The following is a 21,620-nucleotide window of genomic DNA, read 5'->3' as shown; positions in this document are numbered from 1 at the left end:
TATTAACTGTTAAGTACAGTATTGGTATAAAACTCGGTATATGGATCTGCAAATTCTTCAATTGAATAGTAGTCTAATACAGGTTTAGTTAAATCGTTTAAATAAGTATCTAGTTCTGCTGGTAATTCTTCAGATCCTCTAATTATAGCGTCAGAATTATCAATTGCAATCTTCATTAAATTGTTATAATCTGGCTGCTCTAAAAGTTTTGTTGCTTCAGTATCAATTCCGTCAAAGCTAACTTTGGCAAGCATACTATTATCTAACGCGCCATCAAAACTTTGATTGTATACAGAGGTTACAATTTTACTTTCAGTGAATAAAGGCTCTGTTTTATAAAATTCTTTTAAGTATAATGGCAGTAGAGAAGCTAACCATCCGTTAACATGAATGATATCAGGAGCCCAATTCAATTTTTTAACCGTTTCAATTACGCCTTTAGCAAAGAAAATTGCACGTTCATCGTTATCTGAAAATAATTTACCATCCTCATCTGTTAAGGTTGCTTTTCTTTTAAAATAATCTTCATTATCAATAAAGTAAACCTGAATACGTTCTTTTGGTATTGATGCCACTTTAATTATTAGCGGCATATCTAAGTCATTAATTACTAGGTTGATACCAGAAAGTCTAATAACCTCATGTAATTGGTGTCTCCTTTCGTTAATGTTACCAAAGCGAGGCATAAATATTCTTATCTGACCTCCTTGTTTGTTCACCATTCGAGGTGCTTCAAAAGACATTGAAGAAATCTCTGTTTCAGGTAAATATGGAACTACTTCCGAGGACACATATAATATTCGTTTATCTTTCATAAATCTGCTGCTTTTGAAAATTAAGAGTAAAAAACATGCAAAATTACAAAATTTTGGGCAGATTGCGAGTATTATATTATGTTTGCACGCGTTAATTTTTTGTTATAGCTGTGAAAAAATTTCAAAATAAATCTGAATTATCACTATATCTAGGTACTCTAAGAGCTAATGGAAGTTCTATTGGGTTCGTTCCGACCATGGGAGCACTGCATCATGGGCATTTGTCCCTTGTAAATAAGGGACTTAGTGAAAATGACTTTGTAGTTGTGAGTGTTTTTGTAAATCCAACTCAGTTTGATAATCAAGAGGATTTAGTTAAGTATCCAAGAACACTAGATGAGGATATTATATTATTAAAAACTGTAAGTGATCATAAAATTATAGTTTATGCACCAACGGTCGAGGATATTTATGCAAATAGTGTAACGTCTCAGTCTTTTACTTTTGATGGATTAGAGTACGAAATGGAAGGCGCTTTTAGAGATGGTCATTTTGATGGAGTTGGGACAATTGTAAAGCGTTTGTTTGAAATAGTTAAGCCAGATAATGCTTATTTTGGAGAAAAAGATTTTCAACAATTACAAATTATTAGAAAGCTTGTAGAATTGCATCATTTGCCTTTAAATGTGGTTGGTTGTCCTATTCATAGAGCTAGTGATGGTTTGGCTATGAGCTCTAGAAATACTAGGCTAACAAAGGAGCATAGAGAAATTGCACCATTTATTTATAAAACTTTAAATACTGCCAAAACTATGTTTGGCACAAAAAGTGCACAAAAAGTAACGGAATGGGTTAATAATCAATTTAAAAAACAACTACTTTTAGAAGTAGAGTATTTTATAATTGCTGATATAAAGACCTTAAAACCGGTAAAAAGAAAATCAACAAGAAAGTCATATAGAGCATTTATAGCTGTATATGCAGGCGATATAAGACTTATTGATAATATCGCTTTAAATTAATTATCTTTGTAGTATGCAAATACAAGTTGTAAAATCAAAAATTCATCGTGTAAAGGTTACAGGTGCAGCACTAAACTATATTGGTAGTATTACTATTGATGAAGATTTAATGGATGCAGCAAACATTATTCAAGGTGAAAAAGTTCAGATTGTAAATAATGACAATGGTGAACGTTTAGAAACCTATTGTATTCCTGGTCCTAGAAAAAGTGGAGAAATAACACTTAATGGAGCTGCAGCAAGAAAAGTTTCTATTGGTGACACATTAATCCTTATTACTTACGCGTTTATGGATATTGAAGAGGCTAAAGTATTTAAGCCTTCTTTAGTGTTTCCAGATGAAGCCACAAACCTTCTAAATTAAGAAGTTGGGTAAGTCAAAGTCTATCCTAAAAGTAGTTTTACCTCTTCTCTTAGGAATTGGTTTAGTGTGGTATTCTTTGTCTAAAATTTCAGTTTCATTATTAGTTCAGTATTTTACTGATGCTAATTATAGCTGGATAATTCTCGGAGTTATTTTAGGTTTATTAAGTCATGCATCTAGAGCATATCGTTGGCTGTTTATGGCAGAACCTTTGGGTTTTAAACCTAAGTTTTTAAATAGTTTTATGGCTGTTTATTCAGCATATCTTATAAATTTCACAATTCCTAGAGCTGGAGAAATCGCGAGAGCTTCTATAATTACAAATTACGAGGATATTCCTTTTGATATAGGTTTTGGGACCATTGTGGCAGAGCGAATAGCAGATACAATAATGCTCCTTTTAATCATTGCAATTGCTTTCTTTTTAGAATTTGAATTCATTTATGATTTCTTTTCATCTAAATTTAATCCATCAGCTTTAATATTAGGAGGTATTGTGTTCTTTGCTGGAGCATTGGGTTTATTTCTATTTATTAGAAAAAGTAGTTCAAAGTTTGCATTAAAGGTTAAATCCTTTTTGTCTGGCTTAATTGAAGGTGCACTTAGCATTTTTAAAATGAAAAAGAAATGGGCATTTATTGGACATACCATTTTTATATGGCTTATGTACGTGCTTATGTTTTATGTTACAACATTTGCATTACCTGAATTGCAGAAGATTTCTATAGCTGCCATTCTTATCGGCTTCATTTTAGCGAGTTTTAGTATTGCGGCCACCAATGGCGGAATTGGTTCTTTTCCAGAAGCTGTAGTTATTGCTTTTTCGTTATTTGGGATGGCAGAAGACCCAAGTAGAGCATTCGGATGGATTATGTGGTCAACCCAAACATTGGTAATAATTGTGTTAGGTGGTTTATCGTTATTATATTTGCCCATATACAATAGAAAGAAAACATCCGTATAGAAATATTTATTAAATTGCTTTAATCATTTATAATAAACATGAAGAACTTTTATTTACTTCTTATAAGTCTTTTTTTTGCACTAAACATACAAGCACAAGCGATTTATAAAACTATAAACTCTTATAAGTTAGAAGGTGATCGCGAATTAAAAATTCAGTTACCAAGAAATTATAATCCAGAAGAAAAGCGAACATATCCATTAATTATTGTTTTAGATGGTGATTATTTGTTTGAGCCAATTGCTGGTAATATTGATTATCAATCGTATTGGGAAGATATTCCAGATTGTATAGTTGTTGGTATAAAACAAGCAAATACAAGAAGTGATGACTTCTTTTATGATGATGAATCTTTTTTTCCTGCGCACGAAGGTGCAGCGTTCTATGAATTTATGGCTGCGGAATTACTGCCTTATATAGAAGAGAATTATAAAGCATCAAATTTTAGAATCATTGTTGGGCACGATTTAAGTGCAAATTTTATTAATTACTATTTATTTAAAGACCAACCAATTTTTAGAGCTTTTGTAGCCTTAAGCCCTGACCTTGCACCAGAGATGAATTATAGGTTGAGTGAAAGACTAAAAATTTTACAGCAAGAAACATTTTATTACTTGGCAACTGGCGATGCAGACATTAAGACGTTGAGATCTTCTATATTAGAAAGTGATTCTATAATATCATCTATTAAAAATGATAAACTACTTTATAAATTCGATGATTTTGAAGATGCCAATCATTATGGTTTGGTCGGAAGAGGAATTCCTAAAGCTTTAAATCAAATATTTGGACTTTTTAAGCCTATTAATGCCAAAGAATACAAGGAAAAAGTTTTAACTTATGAAGGCTCACCATATGAATACCTCATTAAAAAGTACGAAGACATAGAATATTTTTACGGTTTTGAAAAAAAGCTAATTGAAAATGATATTAGAGCTATTGCTGCGGCAAGTAACAAAAAGGATGATTTAGAATCTTTAGAAAAGCTCACCAAATTAGTGAAGAAAAATTTCCCTAAATCCATGCTAAGTGCTTATTACTCAGGTATGTTATATGAAAAAGAAGGGAGTTTAAGAAAAGCTTTAATTCAATATAAATCGGGCTTGTTATTGCTTCCGTCTCAATTTATAGACAAAGAAATTATGCTCGAAAAAATGTATGATACGCAAGAGGCTTTAAATGATTAAGTGCATTTCATCGAAAAAAATTGACTATTAAACGATAATTGACTATGTTTGGTGTCCCAAAACTAAACCTACTTAATTATGAGAAAAGCTATTTTAATAGTTCTTGCTTGTTTTTTTTGCGCATCTACTTATGCTCAAATATCTTATGAAGAAATTTCTTCTTCTCGATTAAATTCTACTCGTAAACTAAAAATTAAGTTACCAGCAGACTACGATTCTAAAGCGGATAAAAAATATCCTTTAATTATTGTTTTTGATGGTGATTATTTATTTGAGCCCGTTACAGGTCAAGTAGACTTTCAAACCCATTTTGATGATATGCCTAGCTCAATTGTGGTTGGCGTAATGCAAGGCGATGATCGTGTTTATGATAGCTATTATGAGCCACAAACTGGTTTGCCTACAGAATCTGGTATAAGGTTTCACGATTTTATTTCAGAGGAGTTATTACCTTATTTAGACGGCAACTACAATACAAGTAAATTTAGAGTTGCTGTTGGTCATGATATTATGGGCAATTTTATAAACTCGTATTTGTTTAAGGAAGAATTAGAGTTTCAAGCTTATGTATGTATTAGTCCAGATTTTGTTGGTTCATTAAGGAATTTTGTATCAAAACGTTTAGCTCTTTACAAAACAGATGTGTTTTACTATATGGCAACAGCAGAAAAAGATATTCCACAAATTCGTGAAAATATATTAGCAACAAATGAGTTAATTAAAGCAGTTGACAATAAGAATTTAACTTATTATTTCGATGATTTTGATGGGGAAACACATTATACTTTAGTTACTGGTGCAATCTCAAGATCATTCGATAAGATTTTTTCTATTTACAATCCATTAAGAGAAAAAGAATTAGAAGAGAAAGTATTGACATATGAAGGTACGCTAGATGAATACTTAGTGGATAGATATAAGAGAATTGAAAAACTATTTGGTATTACTAAAGACATTAGCGAAGAAGAATTGGAAAAAGTTGCTAAAGTTGCTGAAGAACGCGAAGATTTTAAATCATTATTTAAACTAGGCCTTTTAGCAAATAAACTTCATCCAGAAACTTTATTGGGTACATTCTATTTAGCGCAATCTGCTGAAAAGTTAGGTAAAACAAAAAAGGCTAAAAAACTTTATGAAGAAGCATTAACTTTAAATGATGTGAGCCATATAAATAGAGATTTTATCTTTTCAAAAATAGATGAACTTACATTGTCATTAGTAGATACTGATGATGAAGAAACAGAAGAAGAGGAGGTTGATGATGAGAAAAAGTAAAAAACATAAAATTTCGACCGATTACTTTTTTGTGTCAGTGTTCAGAAAATCAAAACAATTATTATTTTCTAATTTACCTTCAAAATTGGCAACCCTTAAAGTTTTGGCAATCGTAACTTGGTTTAAAGACATCAACTAAATTTGTATTAATTTAGCTGTTCGAATTTTAAAATTATATTTCCGATTTTTCGGAATGTGAACATGGCTAAAGTAAAAACAACTTTTTTTTGTCAGAATTGTGGTAGTCAGTATGCCAAATGGCAAGGACAATGTACCTCTTGTAAAGAATGGAATACCATTGCTGAAGAGGTCATTCAAAAACCAGAAAAGAGCGATTGGAAAACACCAACGTCAGCGTCAAAGCGTACATCAAAACCATTACTTATAAATGAGATTGATACATCGCAAGAAGCACGTTTAGATATGCAAGATGGCGAGTTTAATCGCGTTCTTGGTGGCGGAATGGTACATGGTTCCTTAACACTTTTGGGTGGTGAACCAGGAATTGGAAAAAGTACACTTTTACTTCAAATTGCTTTAAAATTACAATACAAAACGCTTTATGTTTCTGGTGAAGAAAGCCAGAAGCAAATAAAAATGCGTGCAGAACGTATTAATCCTATTAGCAGTAATTGCTATATTTTAACAGAAACCAAAACTCAAAATATCTTTAAGCAAATTGAAGCTTTAGAACCAGATATTGTGGTAATTGATTCTATTCAAACTCTACATAGTGATTATATAGAATCTTCAGCAGGTAGCATTTCTCAAATAAAAGAATGTACAACTGAACTGATAAAATTTGCCAAAGAAACCGCAACACCAGTTTTATTAATTGGCCATATTACTAAAGATGGAAACATTGCTGGTCCAAAAATTTTAGAACATATGGTAGATACGGTTCTTCAATTTGAAGGCGACCGAAATCATGTATTTAGAATATTAAGAGCGAACAAAAACCGATTTGGTTCTACTAATGAACTTGGTATTTACGAAATGCAAGGCTCAGGACTGCGAGAAGTCTCTAATCCATCAGAAATATTAATTTCAGAAAAAGACGAAGAATTATCTGGTAATGCTATCGCAGCAACTTTAGAAGGTTTGCGACCATTAATGATAGAAGTTCAGGCCTTAGTAAGCACAGCAGTTTACGGAACACCACAACGTTCTGCTACAGGTTTCAATGCCAAACGACTCAACATGTTATTGGCTGTTTTAGAGAAACGAGCCGGTTTTAGGTTAGGCGCAAAAGATGTATTTTTAAATATTACAGGAGGCATCACAGTTGATGATCCTGCTATAGATTTAGCCGTTGTTGCATCCATATTATCTTCTAATGAAGATGTGGCATTGCCAAGTACATATTGCTTTGCTGCAGAAGTAGGACTTTCTGGAGAAATAAGACCTGTACAACGTGTAGAACAAAGAATTTTAGAAGCCGAAAAGTTAGGGTTTTCAACCATTTTTGTATCTAAGTACAATAAAATAGCCTTAAAAAATACGGTAATTAAAATTCAACTGATTTCTAAGATTGAGGATTTGGTTGGGTTTTTGGTTTAAAATTCCTTTGAAAAAAGGAATCTTATGTTTTGAAAAATAAATAATGAACAGAAAACCATTATCGTCATTTTTAGGACAAGCATTTGCTTTTATGAGTTATTACTTTATGGTCTTTGCATTTGGTATTATAATATATTCAATCTTGGTAAAAGATTGGTCAGGACTAATTGCTGGAATTGTTTTTGGAGTATTCAACTATATCATCTTTGGAAGAAAATTATTAAGAACGAAATCTATAACTTTTGATGAAAACTTTTTCTATTTTAAAGACGATTCTAAAATTGAATTATCTCAAATTCAAAATATAGAAAATGGAAAAATAGAATATTTCTATAATGGAAGTGAGAAAGTAATATTCGTAAATCCCTTTTTTCCATCAACAAACCATAAATTATTCAACAAATATTTCAAGCTAAAAAAGTGAAAAATTAGCTTTAGATACATAGCCTATAAAAGGTTTAACTATTTCCCCAAAATTCTGTAAATTCGCACCTCGAAAAGAAAACTGAAAAATGAGTACAAAGTTCCCTGAATATAAAGGACTTAACTTGCCAAACGTTGCTGACGAAATCGGTAACTATTGGGAAGCTAACGACATCTTCGATAAAAGTGTAACCACAAGAGAAGGAAAACCACCTTTTGTGTTTTTTGAAGGACCACCTTCTGCAAACGGTTTGCCTGGTGTACACCACGTTTTAGCGCGTGCGATTAAAGATATTTTTCCGCGTTACAAAACCATGAAAGGTTTTCAGGTAAAACGTAAAGCAGGTTGGGATACGCACGGTTTACCAGTGGAGCTTGGTGTAGAAAAAGAACTTGGTATTACCAAAGAAGATATTGGTAAAAAAATTACGGTTGAAGAGTACAACGAAGCGTGTAAAAAAACCGTAATGCGTTATACGGATACATGGAATGACCTCACAAAAAAGATGGGCTATTGGGTAGATATGGACGATCCATACATTACCTACAAATCCAAATACATGGAAACGGTTTGGTGGTTGTTAAAGCAGATTTACGAAAAAGACTTAATATACAAAGGTTATACTATTCAGCCTTATTCACCAAAAGCAGGTACAGGTTTAAGTTCTCATGAGCTTAATCAACCAGGAACCTATCAAGATGTAACGGATACAACGGTTGTAGCTCAGTTTAAAGCGAATGAAGATTCGTTACCAGATTTTCTTAAAAATGAAGGTGACATTTACTTTTTAGCTTGGACGACGACACCTTGGACATTACCTAGTAATACAGCATTAACCGTTGGACCAAAGATTGAATACGTTTTGGTTGAAACGTATAACCAATATACATTTAAACCCATGAATGTGATTTTGGCTAAGAATTTAGTCAACAAACAATTTGATGGTAAATTTAAACGCGTTGAAGCAAAACAAGAATTAATAGACTACAAAGAAGGCGATAAAAAGATTCCTTATTATGTAGTTAAAGATTTCATCGGAAAAGATTTAGTAGGAATAACATACGAGCAACTTTTACCATATGCGTTGCCAAACGATAACCCTGAAAATGCATTTAGAGTTATTTCTGGAGACTTCGTAACGGTTGAAGATGGAACAGGTATTGTGCATACAGCACCAACATTTGGTGCAGATGATGCCTTAGTTGCAAAACAAGCATCGCCAGAAATCCCACCACTTTTAGTAAAAGATGAGAATGGTAATTTAGTGCCTTTGGTAGATTTGCAAGGAAAATTTAGACCAGAAATGGGAGAATTTGCTGGTAAATATGTGAAGAACGAATATTACGATGATGGTGAAGCACCAGAACGTTCTATTGATGTGGAGCTTGCCATTAAATTAAAAACAGAAAATAAAGCCTTTAAGGTTGAAAAATATAAACACAGTTACCCAAATTGCTGGAGAACTGATAAGCCAATTTTATACTATCCATTAGATTCGTGGTTTATTAAAATCACAGATGTAAAAGGGAGAATGCATGAGTTAAACACCGGAATTAACTGGAAACCAAAATCAACTGGAGAAGGTCGTTTTGGCAATTGGTTAGCAAATGCAAACGACTGGAATTTATCAAGATCTCGTTTTTGGGGAATTCCATTACCAATTTGGAGAACCGAAGATGGTAAAGAAGTCATCTGTATTGGTTCTGTAAAAGAATTAAAAGAAGAAATGGCAAAGTCGGTTAAAGCTGGCTTTATGACAGAAGATATTTTTGCAGCTTTTGAAGTGGATAATATGTCTGAAGAAAATTACGATACTATCGATTTACATAAAAATGTGGTTGATAAAATTGTATTAGTTTCAAAATCAGGTCAACCGATGAATCGCGAAAGTGATTTAATAGATGTTTGGTTCGATTCTGGTTCTATGCCTTATGCGCAATGGCATTATCCATTTGAAAACAAAGCAAAAGTTGACGATACTTGGAGAAAAGCAGATTTCATTGCTGAAGGTGTTGACCAAACGAGAGGTTGGTTCTATACACTTCATGCTATTGCTACCATGATTTTTGATGATGTTGCGTATAAAAATGTCGTTTCAAACGGATTAGTGTTAGATAAAAACGGACAGAAAATGTCTAAGCGTTTAGGAAATGCTGTAGATCCTTTTGAAACCTTATCTAAATATGGAGCTGATGCTACGCGTTGGTACATGATAAGTAATGCAAATCCTTGGGATAACTTAAAATTTGATAGTGAAGGTATTGCTGAGGTAAGCAGAAAATTTTTCGGAACACTTTATAATACCTATTCATTCTTCACGCTTTATACCAATATTGATGGTTTTGATTATAGTGAAGCTGATATTCCATTAGAAGAACGACCAGAAATTGACCGTTGGGTTTTGTCTGAATTAAATACATTAATTCAGAAAGTAGATAAATTCTACGAAGAGTATGAGCCAACGAGAGCTGCGCGAGCAATTTCAGACTTTACACAAGATTATTTAAGTAACTGGTACGTGCGTTTAAGTAGAAGACGTTTTTGGAAAGGTGATTACCAAACCGATAAAATTTCGGCATATCAAACGCTTTATACATGTATGGAAACCATTGCAAAGTTAGGCGCACCAATTGCACCTTTCTTTATGGATCGTTTGTATTTAGATTTGAATTCGGTAACCAAGAAAGAAACGTTTGAAAGTGTACATTTAGCAGATTTCCCTATTGCAGATACAAATGTCATTGACAAAGTATTAGAACGTAAAATGGAAAGTGCTCAAACCATATGTTCGTTAGTTTTATCGTTGAGAGCTAAGGAGAAGATTAAAGTACGTCAGCCACTTCAGAAAATAATGATTCCTGTTGATAATCAACAACAAAAGGAAGAAATAGAAGCAGTTGCAGATTTAATTAAACACGAAGTAAATATTAAAGAAATTGAACTTTTAGAGGACGCTTCAGACATATTGGTAAAACAAATTAAACCAAATTTTAAGGCCTTAGGACCTAAATTTGGTAAAGATATGAAGTTGATTGCCAGTGCTATAAGTTCGTTTAGTGCAGATGATATTAAAAACATTGAGCAAAACGGTACTATTGATGTTGAAATTAACGGAAAAAAGATTATTTTAGGCCTTGAAGATGTGGAGATTACATCTCAAGATATTGAAGGATGGCTTGTTGCTAACGAAGGTGCATTAACTGTGGCTTTAGATGTTACAATCAATGAGGAATTGCGTAAGGAAGGTATTGCAAGAGAACTTGTAAATCGTATACAGAACTTACGTAAAGATTCAGGATTTGAGGTTACGGACAGAATTGACGTACAACTTCAGAATGACCCACAAGTAGCAGCAGCAATTGCTTCAAATAAGGAATATATTAAATCAGAAACATTAACAGAAGATTTAAAAATTATGGACACTGTAGACAATGGTATAGAAATTGCTTTTGATGAAGTAAATACCAAATTGTTTATTAAAAAACATTAAAATTATATGGCAACAGATACTACAAGCAGATATTCTGATAAAGATTTAGAAGAATTTAAAATTATTGTTCAAGAAAAAATTAAGAAAGCAGAGCACGATTTACAATTGATAAAAAGTGCTTACATGAATGATTTTGATAATGGTACAGATGATACATCGCCAACTTTTAAAGCTTTTGAGGAAGGAAGTGCAACAATGAGTAAGGAAGCAAACTCAGCATTGGCTATACGTCAAGAAAAGTTTATTAGAGACTTAAAGAATGCACTAATCCGTATTGAAAATAAAACATACGGAGTTTGCCGTGTAACAGGTAAATTAATCAAAAAAGAGCGTTTAAAATTAGTACCTCATGCGACCTTAAGCATCGAAGCTAAGAATATGCAGTAACCAATTCTTGCGAAGGCAGGAATCTCTATAATTGAGGACTTATTTTGAATAATAAAGAAACTATAAAGCCATGGAATATTAATTTCATGGCTTTTTTTGTGCTTTTTGTTTTGAGTCCATTGACTGGCAAAGCTCAGAATGTTATAGAAAAGACAATTCAAGCAAATGGCATTAATTCTATTGTAATTAACGGAAATCAAATTTTCAATATTTCTGTTTCAACTTCAGAAACGGATAAAATTACTGTCACCTCAATTTTAGATGGTGAGTATCAAAATGATTTTCAGATAGTCATTAAGGAAGAGAGCAATACACTTCAATTAAGTTTAGAGTTTTTATCTCTAGAGGAAATACCAGACGATAAACGTAATGCTCATAAAGTCATTGCTGCGACCTTGCATATTGAAATCCCAGAGCAACTCATTTTAAATATCTCTAGCGATATAGGTTCTGTAGATTTAAAGGGCAATTTTAAGACGCTTTACATAGAGTTGTTGCGTGGACAATGCAATATTGAAGGAGAAGTTAAAACAGCGACTATAAATACTTTAGATGGAAATATAAACGTTGTAACCAATAGTGCAACAATTGAAGCGAATTCTAACCATGGAGAAATTACTCTAGATGAATTTTCTAATAATAGTTCTATTTGGGAATTGACGACTATAAATGGTGATATTAGGGTTGTTAAACAAGATTAATCCGTTATTTTTGTTTTTCAAATTTTTTAGATGTCTCTTAAAAAAGCCTCAATACTCATTCTCATAATTCTCCTGATTGATCAAATCAGTAAAATTTACATTAAAACTCATTTTCAGTTGGGCGAAGATGTTACCGTATTTTCATGGTTTCACATAGCTTTTATTGAGAATGATGGTATGGCTTGGGGAACAAAACTGAGTGATTTCACAACATTAATTTCTGATCGTTCTGCAAAATTAATTTTAACCTTATTTAGAATTGTGGCTGTAACAGGTATTGCATTTTGGTTAGTTGATGTTACAAAAAAGCAGAAATCTAAAACCTTAATCTTTGCTATTTCTATAATATTTGCAGGTGCTTTAGGTAATATTATAGATTCTGTGGTTTATGGTGTGTTGTTTAGTGATAGTATAATGCAGGTGGCTACATTTTTACCAGAAGGTGGAGGTTATGAAAGTGTGTTTCATGGTAATGTTGTAGATATGCTTCATTTTCCTATTTGGAGTGGTGTTTTACCAGAATGGCTGCCATTAATAGGAGGAAAGGTGTTTTCGTTCTTTGATCCTGTTTTTAATGTAGCTGATGTCGCTATTAGCACAGGTATTGGAATTTTAATAGTCTTTAATAAGAAGGCTTTTAAATAACTCTTAAGCTGTTTTATTAAATACAGCTTCTAACTCATCAATTTTAACGGGTTTAATAAGGTAGTTTTGTACAGAAGATAATGATTTAGCCTTTTCAATATCTATAGAGTTTATAGAAGAGCTTACCACGTAAAGCGTTATTGGGTTATTAAATTTATTCTTAATTTTTGTAAAACGCTCTAGAAACTCCCAACCATCCATTACAGGCATATTAAGATCTAGTAGAATTACTTCTGGAAGATGTTCTTTCTCAAAGTTTTGTAATAGTGTTTCAAAATAATCTATACCTTCTTTACCGTCTTTAAATATGAGAAGATGATCACAGAGTTTTTTAGTTTCTATAATTTTTCTCACCAAGTTAACATATATTTTATCATCATCTATGATACAGGCAAGCTTTATTTTGTTCTTCATTTCTATTAGAATTTTATCGTAAAAGTTGTCCCACTGCTAAGATCACTTTTTACTTGTATTTCGCCATTTAAAGATTCAATTTGATTTTTGGTAATAAACAAACCAATACCTCTTGCGTCTGCATTATAGTGAAATGTTTTGTACATACCAAAAACTTTATCTCCAAATTTATCCATATCAATTCCAGAACCATTATCAGAGATTTTTAAAACAATCCGATCTTTGTTGGTATAGTCTAGTGAGGTGCTGATATTAATTACAGGATCTCTGTCCTTGTGCTTATATTTAATAGCATTAGTAAGTAAATTTAAAAAAATACTATCTAAATATGCAGGAATATACTCAATAAATTCAGCTCTGCTAAAATCTGAATTTATAGTAACGTTATTATTTAAAATTATTTGGTTTATAGAGGTGGTAACTTGGTCTAAAGTGTTATTAAAGCTTACTTGCTCCTTAAGTTGGTTAGAGCTAGTTTGTATTGAAACCACCTCATTTAAATGCTCTATGGTTGTATTTAGGCTTTCTGATACATGGGTAATGTTATCTAGTAATTCTAATTTTTCTTCTACAGTATCCAAATCGTTTATAAGCTGAACAATTAAAGTTAAATTGCTAGAATGAGATCTTAAGTTATGTGAAACAATATGTGCAAAATTGAATAATCTATTGTTTTGAGAGGCTACAATACCCGAAGCTTTTTCTAAATTAATTTCCTTTTGTATATTATCATCTATATCTTGAAAAATACCACGTACACCAATGATTTTTTTAGCATCATTATAAATGGGTTTACCAATGGCTCTTGCCCAAAACTTGCGTTTATTGGCTGTAAGCATTAGTATTTCTGTGTCAAAAGGGATACCAGATAAGGCACACTCAAAAAATGTATTTGCAATAAATGCATGGTGTTCTTCTGCATATAAAGACATGCCCATCTTTAATGATGGAACAAAATCTAAAGGATATTCTAAAATCGTTCTAGTGATATCGTCCCAGTAACTCTTTTTGTTTTCAAAATCGATATACCAGCTTCCTGTTGAAGTCATAAGGGCTGATTCGCGGTAATAAAAATTGTCTTCCTCTAATTTTTCATTGGGAAGAATATGAGGTTTAGGGTTCGTTTCCGTCATGCTATTGTAAGTTACAACTCAGATTTTGGGGTAAATATGAATACTTGAGGTTGCAAGATATAAAAAAATTACACTTTATCTAAATATTGAGCACTTCAACGGTAGTTAAATTTCTTTAAAAATGATAAATTTTATCAGGAATAACACAATAGTCTAGTTTTATATCATTTTCTGAAAAGTCAGAAATTTCGACTTCAGCTTCAAAAAGGGATAATCCTATTTTTACTGTTTCAGTTTTACAATGCTCTAAAAAGCGATCGTAGAATCCTTTTCCATAACCAATTCGATTGCCTTTGCTGTCAAAAGCTAAGAGTGGAATAAAAACGACTTCTAATTGAGAAGATTGAATTTCTATACCATCAACAGGTTCTGGTATGTTGTAGTTGTTCTTTTTAATTGTTGTGCTATCAGTAAGAAGAAAGTGTGACATGCTGTAATCTTCAAAGTTACTTTTAGAAATAACGATGTGTTTATCTTTTCCTGCTAATATGTTGAGGATAAAATCGGTATTGATTTCTTTTTGTTCTTCAATCGTTAAGAAAATATGATAAAAGTTTTTGTTCCAAATATCAAGTGATAACAACTGGTTGGCAATTGCTATACTGTAATCATTAACTTGAGTTTCAGTAAGCGATTGTCTTAAGGCTTTGTACTTCTTTCTTAGTTCTGCTTTTGTCACTATTTTTCTTTTGTAGAGATATGAAAAATGGCATCACCTTGGTAAATTATTGGTGATTCATTAATATTAATAATATAACCGTCATTTGGTGCTTTTACAAAATGATTAAAACTACCATATGGATCTGTAATGTTTCCTAAATCATCACCTTTTTTAACTTTAGAGTTTATGCTAATTGTAGCTTTAAACATGCCAGAATATTTAGCTCTAACCCATTTACTATCTAGTAAATGAATACAATCTTGTTTGGGTTGCGAGACTTTAAATTTTCTATTAAGCATTTCGAGATGGTTCAAAACGCGTTTAATACCGTTGACAGCTGTGTTGGTAATGGTATTATCTATATTAAATGATTTTCCACCTTCAAATAATAGAATAGGAATCCCTAGTTTATGGCAGGTATTTCTAAAAGATTTATTCAGGTTTTTAGAGTAGAATACAAATGGAGCTCCAAAAACATTTGCTAACTTATCTAATGTTTTTTCATTTTTAATAATTCGTATTTGTGCTGCATTAAAGCGATCCGCACCACCTGTGTGAAAATCTAAAACCAAGTCTGCATGAGGCAAAATTTCAGTAACCAATTTAAAAGCAACTCTACTAGCTAATGAACCACCTTTTATACCCGGAAACACACGATTTAAATCGCGACCATCAGGAAACTCACGATTCATGTTTAAAAAACCAAACACATTAATAACCGGAACACAGATAATAGTTCCTCTTTTTGGTTTATTTATTCCTTTTGAGATTATTTGTCTTACAATCTCAACACCATTAACTTCATCACCATGAATACCAGCTGTTATTAATACTGTTGGTCCAGGTTTTTTAGAGCGTTCTATTATAACCGGAACATCAATAGTGTTCTGTGTATGTAGTTTTGCGACATTAAAATTTACTTGGGCACTTTCTCCTAACGCTACTTCCTTACCTAATATATGCAGTATGTCTTTTTCACTCATGGTAAATACTGGTGTAAAATTGATTTTATTTTTTACTACGCTCAATAAAAGTAATTATTGCTTTTGCAATATTTTTGTGCGTTGCACCTTCAATACCTTCAAGTCCTGGTGTAGAATTAACTTCTAATAATAATGGACCACGTGCAGATTGTAGCATGTCTACTCCACAAACGGGTAGTTTTAATACTTTAGCCGCATTCATAGCAAGCTTTAGCTCATCTGCATCTAATTTTATAATATTAGCAGAACCACCTCTGTGTAAATTAGATCTAAATTCACCTTCTTTACCTTGGCGTTTCATGGCACCAACCACTTGGCCATCTACCACTAATGCTCTTAAATCCGCACCTTTGGCTTCTTTTATAAATTCTTGCACAATTACTCTAGCTTGCAAACCATTAAAGGCTTCTAAAACGGATTCTGCTGCGTTTTTACTTTCAGCCAAAACTACACCAAGACCTTGTGTGCCTTCTAGTAATTTTATTATTACAGGTGTACCACCAACGTGCTCAATAACTTCTTCTACATCGCGAGAGTAGTTGGTGAATACTGTTTTTGGCATTCCAATTCCTGCTTTGCTTAAACGTTGTAAACTCTTTAGTTTATCTCTTGATCTTAAAATGGCTTCAGAAGAAGCGATAGTAAAAACACCCATTTCTTCAAATTGACGCACAACTGCACAGCCATAAAAAGTAACCGAAGAACCAATTCTAGGAATAATTGCATCTACATAATCTAAATAACGGTCTCTATAATAAATAGAAGGTTTTTCTTTTTCTATTATTATATCGCATTTTAGCGGATCAATAATTTCTACAGAATGATTTCTGCTTTCTGCTTCTTCAACGAGTCGTCTTGTTGAATAAAGGTCTGGGTTTCTCGAAAGAATTACTATGTTCATTTAACTATGGGTTGTTTAAAGGATTGGTTATCTAAATCCACATCAACCAAAAATTTGTTTTTCAAAAATTGGCGACCTATTAATACTGGGAATCTCATGTCTTCTCTAGTGCTTAAAGTTAAGTTAATCTTATAACTTTTTCCAAAGAATACAACGGTTGTTTTAATTTTATAACGGTTTTCTTTATGTCCATTACTACTTTTTACATCTGTATAAGTGTATGTATTAAAAACCACTTCTTCACTTTTAAAGTTAGGATGCCCTTTGCTTTCAAAAATACAATAGAGTTTACCGTCTTGTTCTCTAATTTTAGAGCAATGAATAGCAGAAGTGTAAGCTCCTGTGTCTATTTTAACATCGATGTTGTTTAGTTTTAATTCGGGAAAATCGACTTTATCTACACGTCCCAAAACTTTTTTTGTCATAAGCTGAATATATAAAAAGAGGCGCAATATATGATAACTTTAAGTACTTGTAACTTTAAATTTATAACTTTTATTTACCTTTGGTTATATGCCAGAATCGACCTTAGATATCCAAATAAAAACCTTACCACATCATCCTGGTGTGTATCAATATTTTGATGTAGATGAGCGTTTAATCTATGTTGGTAAAGCTAAAGATATAAAAAAGCGTGTAAGCAGTTACTTTAACAAGCATCACGATTATGGTAAAACACGTGTTTTAGTTAAAAATATTGCTTCAGTAAAACACATCGTTGTAGAAACTGAAAACGATGCTTTATTACTAGAGAACAACCTAATTAAAAAGTATAAGCCTAAGTATAATGTTTTATTAAAAGATGATAAATCTTATCCTTGGATATGTATTAAAAAGGAACGTTTTCCTAGAGTATTCCCAACAAGACGCGTTATTAAAGACGGTTCAGAATATTTTGGACCTTATACAAGTATGAAAACCGTAAAAACGCTTTTGGGTTTAATAAAAGGCTTATACCAATTAAGAACTTGTAATTATGATTTATCGGAATCTAAAATTGAATCCGGAAAGTATAAAGTCTGCTTAGAATATCACTTAGGTAATTGTTTGGGTGCTTGTGAAGGTTATGAAACTGAAGAAGAATATCAAGCAAATATTATTGCGATTAGAGAAATTTTAAAAGGTAATTTTAAAGATTCTTTACAGCAATTTAAAATTCAGATGCGTCAACATGCAGAAGCTATGCAGTTTGAAGATGCTCAGAAAATAAAAGAAAAACTTGAGGTTTTAGAAAACTACCAAGCTAAGTCAACCATTGTAAATCCTAAGATTAGTAATGTAGATGTGTTTTCTATTGTCAGTGATGAGACTTATGCTTATGTAAATTTTTTGCAATTAAGTTATGGTTCAATTATTAGGTCACATACTTTAGAATTAAAAAAGAAATTACAAGAATCAGATTCAGATTTATTAGAATTAGCAATTACAGAGATTAGGCAACGTTTTAATTCAAACTCAAAAGAAATTTACGTGCCTTTTAAAGTCAATTTAGGAAATGATTTAAAAATCACAGTACCCAAACTTGGTGATAAAAAAAGTATTCTAGATTTATCAATCAGAAATGCTAAGTATTTCAGAATGGATAAATTTAAACAGGTAAAACTTGTAGATCCAGACAGACATGCTAATAGAATTATGGCACAAATGAAAGCCGATTTACGTTTATCTGAAGAGCCAAGACATATTGAGTGTTTTGATAATTCTAATATTCAAGGAACAAATCCGGTTGCTGCATGTGTGGTTTTTAAAAATGGAAAGCCAAGTAAAAAGGATTATAGAAATTTCAATATAAAAACTGTTGTAGGTCCAGATGATTTTGCATCGATGGAAGAAGTGGTTTACAGACGTTACAAACGTTTGGTTGAAGAAGAGCAACCATTGCCTCAACTTATTATCATTGATGGTGGAAAAGGGCAATTATCTTCAGCGTTAAAAAGCTTAGATGTCTTAGGATTACGCCAAAAAATCGCTATCATTGGTATAGCAAAACGATTAGAAGAGTTGTTTTATCCAGATGATCCAATTCCGTTGTATTTAGACAAGAAAAGTGAAACCTTAAAAATAATACAACAATTAAGAAATGAAGCGCATCGTTTTGGAATAGAGCATCATAGAAATAGAAGAAGCAAAGGTGCATTAACAACAGAGTTAGAAAATATTTCTGGTGTTGGAGAGCAAACCATTGTAGATTTAATGAAACAATTTAAAACCGTAAAACGAATTGCTAATGCTAAGTTAGATGAGCTTGAAGCAGTAGTAGGAGTTTCTAGAGCGAGTAAAGTTTATAATTATTATCACAAAGAATAAATTGTAGTTAGTTAATACGCTGCAATTAAAAATACAACCCATCGGTTATAACTAATGAACATAAAACATCTCATAATATTCTTATTTTTTATAGCTTTTTTGCCCTTAAAGGCTCAAGATACTATAGTGAAAAAAGAACCTAAAGTAGGTTTGGTACTAAGTGGAGGAGGCGCTAAAGGCTTTGCTCATATTGGTGTTTTAAAAGTAATTGACAGCTTAGGTATAAAAGTAGATTACATTGCTGGTACAAGTATGGGAGCGATAATTGGGTCGCTATATGCTTCAGGGTATTCTGGTAAGGAACTAGAAATAATGTTTGAGGCTCAGAATTTTGACGAGTTAATTAATGATGCATTTCCCAGAGGTTCTAAATCCTTTTACGAACGTGAAAATGCGGAAAAGTATGCCGTAACATTACCTTTTGATAATTTTAGAGTCACTTTGCCTTCTGCATTATCGCGTGGGCAGAATGTTTATAATTTATTATATCATCTTATGCTTCCTGTAGATGATATAGAAGATTTTAGCAAATTACCGATTCCTTTTTTTTGTATAGCGACAGATATAGAGACAGGAGAATCATTACTTCTTGAAAAAGGTAAATTAGCAGAGGCAGTTTCTGCAAGTGCAGCTTTGCCATCCTTGTTTCAGCCTGTAGTGATTGGAGATAAAATACTTGTAGATGGTGGTGTTACAAATAATTTTCCGGTTGAAGAATTGCGTGCTAAAGGCATGGATTTAATTATTGGTGTTGATGTTCAAGATGGTTTAAAAGACCGAAAATTACTAAAATCAGCACCAGATATTCTTTTTCAAATTAGTAATTTCAGGACTATTAACGCCATGAAAACTAAAACAAAATTAGCAGATGTTTACGTTAAACCAGACATTACTAATTACTCTGTAATTTCATTCGATGAAGGTGAGGATATTATTAGTAATGGAGAAGCCGCAGCAAGAGTACAATTGTTAAAGTTGCAACAGGTAAAAAAACAGCAATTAAAAACTAAAGAGCATGTACAGGTTAAAGTTTTAGATAGTTTAACTATAAATCATGTTAGTTTAGAGGGAAATGAGCGCTACACGCGATCTTATTTAATAGGGAAACTAAAATTAAAAGGAAGTGAGAGGATAAGTTATGCAGACTTTAAGCAAGGCATAAACAGCCTTATTGCTACAAATAATTTTGATACGTTTAGATACCATTTAACACCTACAGAAAATGAGTCTGAATTTAATCTTACAGGAAAAGTGACTGAGTCCGAAACGTCAACCTTCTTAAGATTAGGGATTCATTTTGATGAACTCTATAAAAGTGCGATACTCGCTAATTTAACAAAAAAGAAGTTGTTGTTTAATAATGATATTGCTTCTTTAGATATCATTTTAGGAGATAATTCAAGGTATAATTTCGATTATTTTATTGATAAAGGGTACTATATAAGTTTAGGAGCCAAATCACGATATAATCAATTTAATAAAAGCATAAGTCCATTTCTGGCTTTAGACGAGAGTTCATCATTATTAGTGGATGTAAACAAGCTAGAAGCAGAAGTTTCAGATTTTACAAACCAACTGTATCTGCAAACCATATTTCAGAAAGATTTTGCTCTAAGACTTGGAGGTGAGTATAGGCGATTTAAAATTACTTCTGAAACTATTGTAGAGAACGAACAATCTAATGAGACAACTTTTGAAAACACAGATTATTTTAGTGTTTACGGTAATTTAATATACGATGATTATGATAATGCCCATTTTCCCAAAAGTGGTTTTTATGTAAATGGTGACTTTCATTTGTATTTAAAAGGGTCTGGTTTTAATACTAATTTTAATGAATTTTCTATTGCTAAGGCCGATTTAGGTTATGCGTTTAGCTTTAATGATAAGTTAGCTTTAAAAACGGAAATAAATGGAGGATTTAAAATAGGAAGTAAATCTACAACCACCTTAGATTTTGCATTTGGAGGCTATGGTGCCAATTTTATAAATAATTTTTATTCGTTTTATGGCTATGATTTTATCTCCATTATTGGAGATAGTTTTGTGAAGTCTACTTTTACTTTAGATTATGAGTTTCATAAAGGTCATCATATTCTTGGTGCTGCAAATTTCGCCAATATTGATGATGGTCTGTTTGAAACAGGTGAGTTTATCTCATCACCAAATTATACCGGTTATGCCTTAGGTTATTCTTTAGAAACATTTATTGGACCTTTAGAAGGTAAATATTCTTACTCGCCAGAAACAGGCACGAGTTATTGGTATTTTAATCTTGGATTTTGGTTTTAAAACGTCCTTTTTATTTTATTTCAAGAATTCACTTAATTTTTCGATATTTGTAGAACATGAAAGTATTCTGGCAAGACATAAAACTTCACTTACACTTCCTTATCAAAAGGAATCCAGAATAGCTTGCATTTTTTGTACCTTTAAAGCAAATAGGG

The 21,620-nt window shown here is 32.1% G+C and carries 20 protein-coding genes; 13 read left to right on the top strand and 7 right to left on the bottom strand.

The window, feature by feature from the left end:
- Window positions 1–2: 2 nt before the first annotated feature.
- Entirely contained in the window at window positions 3–815 is an 813-nt protein-coding gene (locus Q0807_RS02390) for a glycogen/starch synthase (RefSeq protein ID WP_299105930.1), read from the bottom strand.
- A gap of 110 nt (window positions 816–925) precedes the next feature.
- On the opposite strand from Q0807_RS02390, the gene panC reads away from it, so the two are divergent.
- The 11 genes from panC to Q0807_RS02335 all read left to right on the top strand — a co-directional run bounded on the left by panC (window position 926) and on the right by Q0807_RS02335 (window position 12,774).
- Window positions 926–1,777 (top strand): pantoate--beta-alanine ligase, encoded by an 852-nt coding sequence (gene panC, locus Q0807_RS02385; protein WP_299105929.1) that lies wholly within the window; start codon window positions 926–928, stop codon window positions 1,775–1,777.
- A gap of 13 nt (window positions 1,778–1,790) precedes the next feature.
- Window positions 1,791–2,141: an aspartate 1-decarboxylase gene (gene panD / locus Q0807_RS02380; protein ID WP_299105928.1), complete on the top strand. Its 351-nt coding sequence runs from the start codon at window positions 1,791–1,793 to the stop codon at window positions 2,139–2,141.
- 4 nt (window positions 2,142–2,145) lie between these two features.
- Window positions 2,146–3,105 (top strand): lysylphosphatidylglycerol synthase transmembrane domain-containing protein, encoded by a 960-nt coding sequence (locus Q0807_RS02375; protein ID WP_299105927.1) that lies wholly within the window; start codon window positions 2,146–2,148, stop codon window positions 3,103–3,105.
- Window positions 3,106–3,143: 38 nt separating this feature from the next.
- Entirely contained in the window at window positions 3,144–4,292 is a 1,149-nt protein-coding gene (locus Q0807_RS02370) for an alpha/beta hydrolase-fold protein (protein ID WP_299105926.1), read from the top strand.
- Window positions 4,293–4,370: 78 nt separating this feature from the next.
- Window positions 4,371–5,567 carry an alpha/beta hydrolase-fold protein gene (locus Q0807_RS02365; RefSeq protein WP_299105925.1) on the top strand — a complete coding sequence of 399 codons (1,197 nt, stop codon included), beginning with the start codon at window positions 4,371–4,373 and terminating at the stop codon, window positions 5,565–5,567.
- Window positions 5,568–5,768: 201 nt separating this feature from the next.
- A complete protein-coding gene (gene radA, locus Q0807_RS02360; protein ID WP_299105924.1) occupies window positions 5,769–7,127 on the top strand; it encodes a DNA repair protein RadA in 1,359 nt (452 codons plus the stop codon).
- A 43-nt stretch (window positions 7,128–7,170) separates the two neighbouring features.
- Window positions 7,171–7,551, top strand: a complete 381-nt coding sequence (locus Q0807_RS02355; protein WP_299105923.1) for a hypothetical protein — start codon at window positions 7,171–7,173, stop codon at window positions 7,549–7,551.
- A gap of 88 nt (window positions 7,552–7,639) precedes the next feature.
- The gene (gene ileS / locus Q0807_RS02350; RefSeq protein ID WP_299105922.1) at window positions 7,640–11,041 is read left to right on the top strand and encodes an isoleucine--tRNA ligase; all 3,402 of its coding nucleotides are present in this window, start codon (window positions 7,640–7,642) and stop codon (window positions 11,039–11,041) included.
- Window positions 11,042–11,047: 6 nt separating this feature from the next.
- Complete coding sequence (locus Q0807_RS02345) at window positions 11,048–11,428, top strand: TraR/DksA C4-type zinc finger protein (RefSeq protein WP_299105920.1); 381 nt, start codon at window positions 11,048–11,050, stop codon at window positions 11,426–11,428.
- A gap of 44 nt (window positions 11,429–11,472) precedes the next feature.
- Entirely contained in the window at window positions 11,473–12,129 is a 657-nt protein-coding gene (locus Q0807_RS02340) for a hypothetical protein (protein WP_299105918.1), read from the top strand.
- Between the two features lie 30 nt (window positions 12,130–12,159).
- Window positions 12,160–12,774 (top strand): lipoprotein signal peptidase, encoded by a 615-nt coding sequence (locus Q0807_RS02335; protein ID WP_299105915.1) that lies wholly within the window; start codon window positions 12,160–12,162, stop codon window positions 12,772–12,774.
- A 3-nt stretch (window positions 12,775–12,777) separates the two neighbouring features.
- On the opposite strand, the gene Q0807_RS02330 is transcribed toward Q0807_RS02335, so the two are convergent.
- From Q0807_RS02330 to Q0807_RS02305, 6 genes are all read right to left on the bottom strand, one after another.
- Window positions 12,778–13,188 (bottom strand): response regulator, encoded by a 411-nt coding sequence (locus Q0807_RS02330; protein ID WP_299105914.1) that lies wholly within the window; start codon window positions 13,186–13,188, stop codon window positions 12,778–12,780.
- A gap of 5 nt (window positions 13,189–13,193) precedes the next feature.
- Complete coding sequence (locus tag Q0807_RS02325) at window positions 13,194–14,321, bottom strand: PAS domain-containing sensor histidine kinase (protein ID WP_299105912.1); 1,128 nt, start codon at window positions 14,319–14,321, stop codon at window positions 13,194–13,196.
- A gap of 115 nt (window positions 14,322–14,436) precedes the next feature.
- Entirely contained in the window at window positions 14,437–15,000 is a 564-nt protein-coding gene (locus Q0807_RS02320; RefSeq protein ID WP_299105910.1) for a 5-formyltetrahydrofolate cyclo-ligase, read from the bottom strand.
- A complete protein-coding gene (locus Q0807_RS02315) occupies window positions 15,000–15,965 on the bottom strand; it encodes a succinylglutamate desuccinylase/aspartoacylase family protein (protein WP_299106110.1) in 966 nt (321 codons plus the stop codon). Before Q0807_RS02315 ends, Q0807_RS02320 begins: the two co-directional genes overlap by 1 nt.
- Before the next feature lie 25 nt (window positions 15,966–15,990).
- Complete coding sequence (rimK, locus tag Q0807_RS02310) at window positions 15,991–16,866, bottom strand: 30S ribosomal protein S6--L-glutamate ligase (RefSeq protein WP_299105908.1); 876 nt, start codon at window positions 16,864–16,866, stop codon at window positions 15,991–15,993.
- Window positions 16,863–17,291, bottom strand: coding sequence for a RimK/LysX family protein (locus Q0807_RS02305; protein WP_299105906.1), 429 nt, complete (start codon window positions 17,289–17,291; stop codon window positions 16,863–16,865). Before Q0807_RS02305 ends, rimK begins: the two co-directional genes overlap by 4 nt.
- A gap of 88 nt (window positions 17,292–17,379) precedes the next feature.
- Between Q0807_RS02305 and uvrC the strand changes: the two genes are divergently transcribed.
- Window positions 17,380–19,173: an excinuclease ABC subunit UvrC gene (gene uvrC / locus Q0807_RS02300; protein WP_299105903.1), complete on the top strand. Its 1,794-nt coding sequence runs from the start codon at window positions 17,380–17,382 to the stop codon at window positions 19,171–19,173.
- 54 nt (window positions 19,174–19,227) lie between these two features.
- Complete coding sequence (locus Q0807_RS02295; RefSeq protein ID WP_299105901.1) at window positions 19,228–21,465, top strand: patatin-like phospholipase family protein; 2,238 nt, start codon at window positions 19,228–19,230, stop codon at window positions 21,463–21,465.
- The last annotated feature ends 155 nt before the right edge of the window (window positions 21,466–21,620 follow it).

The sequence above is a fragment of the uncultured Winogradskyella sp. genome (genome assembly GCF_947495255.1).
Lineage (GTDB): Bacteria > Bacteroidota > Bacteroidia > Flavobacteriales > Flavobacteriaceae > Winogradskyella.
This window is presented reverse-complemented; position numbering and strand designations above follow the sequence as displayed.

Bases quoted from the DNA above. Each gene is read 5' to 3' on its own strand.
- Q0807_RS02390 (WP_299105930.1), bottom strand. From the start codon at position 815: ATGAAAGATAAACGAATATTATATGTGTCCTCGGAAGTAGTTCCATAT.
- panD (WP_299105928.1), top strand. From the start codon at position 1,791: ATGCAAATACAAGTTGTAAAATCAAAAATTCATCGTGTAAAGGTTACA.
- Q0807_RS02370 (WP_299105926.1), top strand. From the start codon at position 3,144: ATGAAGAACTTTTATTTACTTCTTATAAGTCTTTTTTTTGCACTAAAC.
- Q0807_RS02365 (WP_299105925.1), top strand. From the start codon at position 4,371: ATGAGAAAAGCTATTTTAATAGTTCTTGCTTGTTTTTTTTGCGCATCT.
- radA (WP_299105924.1), top strand. From the start codon at position 5,769: ATGGCTAAAGTAAAAACAACTTTTTTTTGTCAGAATTGTGGTAGTCAG.
- Q0807_RS02355 (WP_299105923.1), top strand. From the start codon at position 7,171: ATGAACAGAAAACCATTATCGTCATTTTTAGGACAAGCATTTGCTTTT.
- ileS (WP_299105922.1), top strand. From the start codon at position 7,640: ATGAGTACAAAGTTCCCTGAATATAAAGGACTTAACTTGCCAAACGTT.
- Q0807_RS02345 (WP_299105920.1), top strand. From the start codon at position 11,048: ATGGCAACAGATACTACAAGCAGATATTCTGATAAAGATTTAGAAGAA.
- Q0807_RS02335 (WP_299105915.1), top strand. From the start codon at position 12,160: ATGTCTCTTAAAAAAGCCTCAATACTCATTCTCATAATTCTCCTGATT.
- Q0807_RS02330 (WP_299105914.1), bottom strand. From the start codon at position 13,188: ATGAAGAACAAAATAAAGCTTGCCTGTATCATAGATGATGATAAAATA.
- Q0807_RS02325 (WP_299105912.1), bottom strand. From the start codon at position 14,321: ATGACGGAAACGAACCCTAAACCTCATATTCTTCCCAATGAAAAATTA.
- Q0807_RS02315 (WP_299106110.1), bottom strand. From the start codon at position 15,965: ATGAGTGAAAAAGACATACTGCATATATTAGGTAAGGAAGTAGCGTTA.
- rimK (WP_299105908.1), bottom strand. From the start codon at position 16,866: ATGAACATAGTAATTCTTTCGAGAAACCCAGACCTTTATTCAACAAGA.
- Q0807_RS02305 (WP_299105906.1), bottom strand. From the start codon at position 17,291: ATGACAAAAAAAGTTTTGGGACGTGTAGATAAAGTCGATTTTCCCGAA.
- uvrC (WP_299105903.1), top strand. From the start codon at position 17,380: ATGCCAGAATCGACCTTAGATATCCAAATAAAAACCTTACCACATCAT.
- Q0807_RS02295 (WP_299105901.1), top strand. From the start codon at position 19,228: ATGAACATAAAACATCTCATAATATTCTTATTTTTTATAGCTTTTTTG.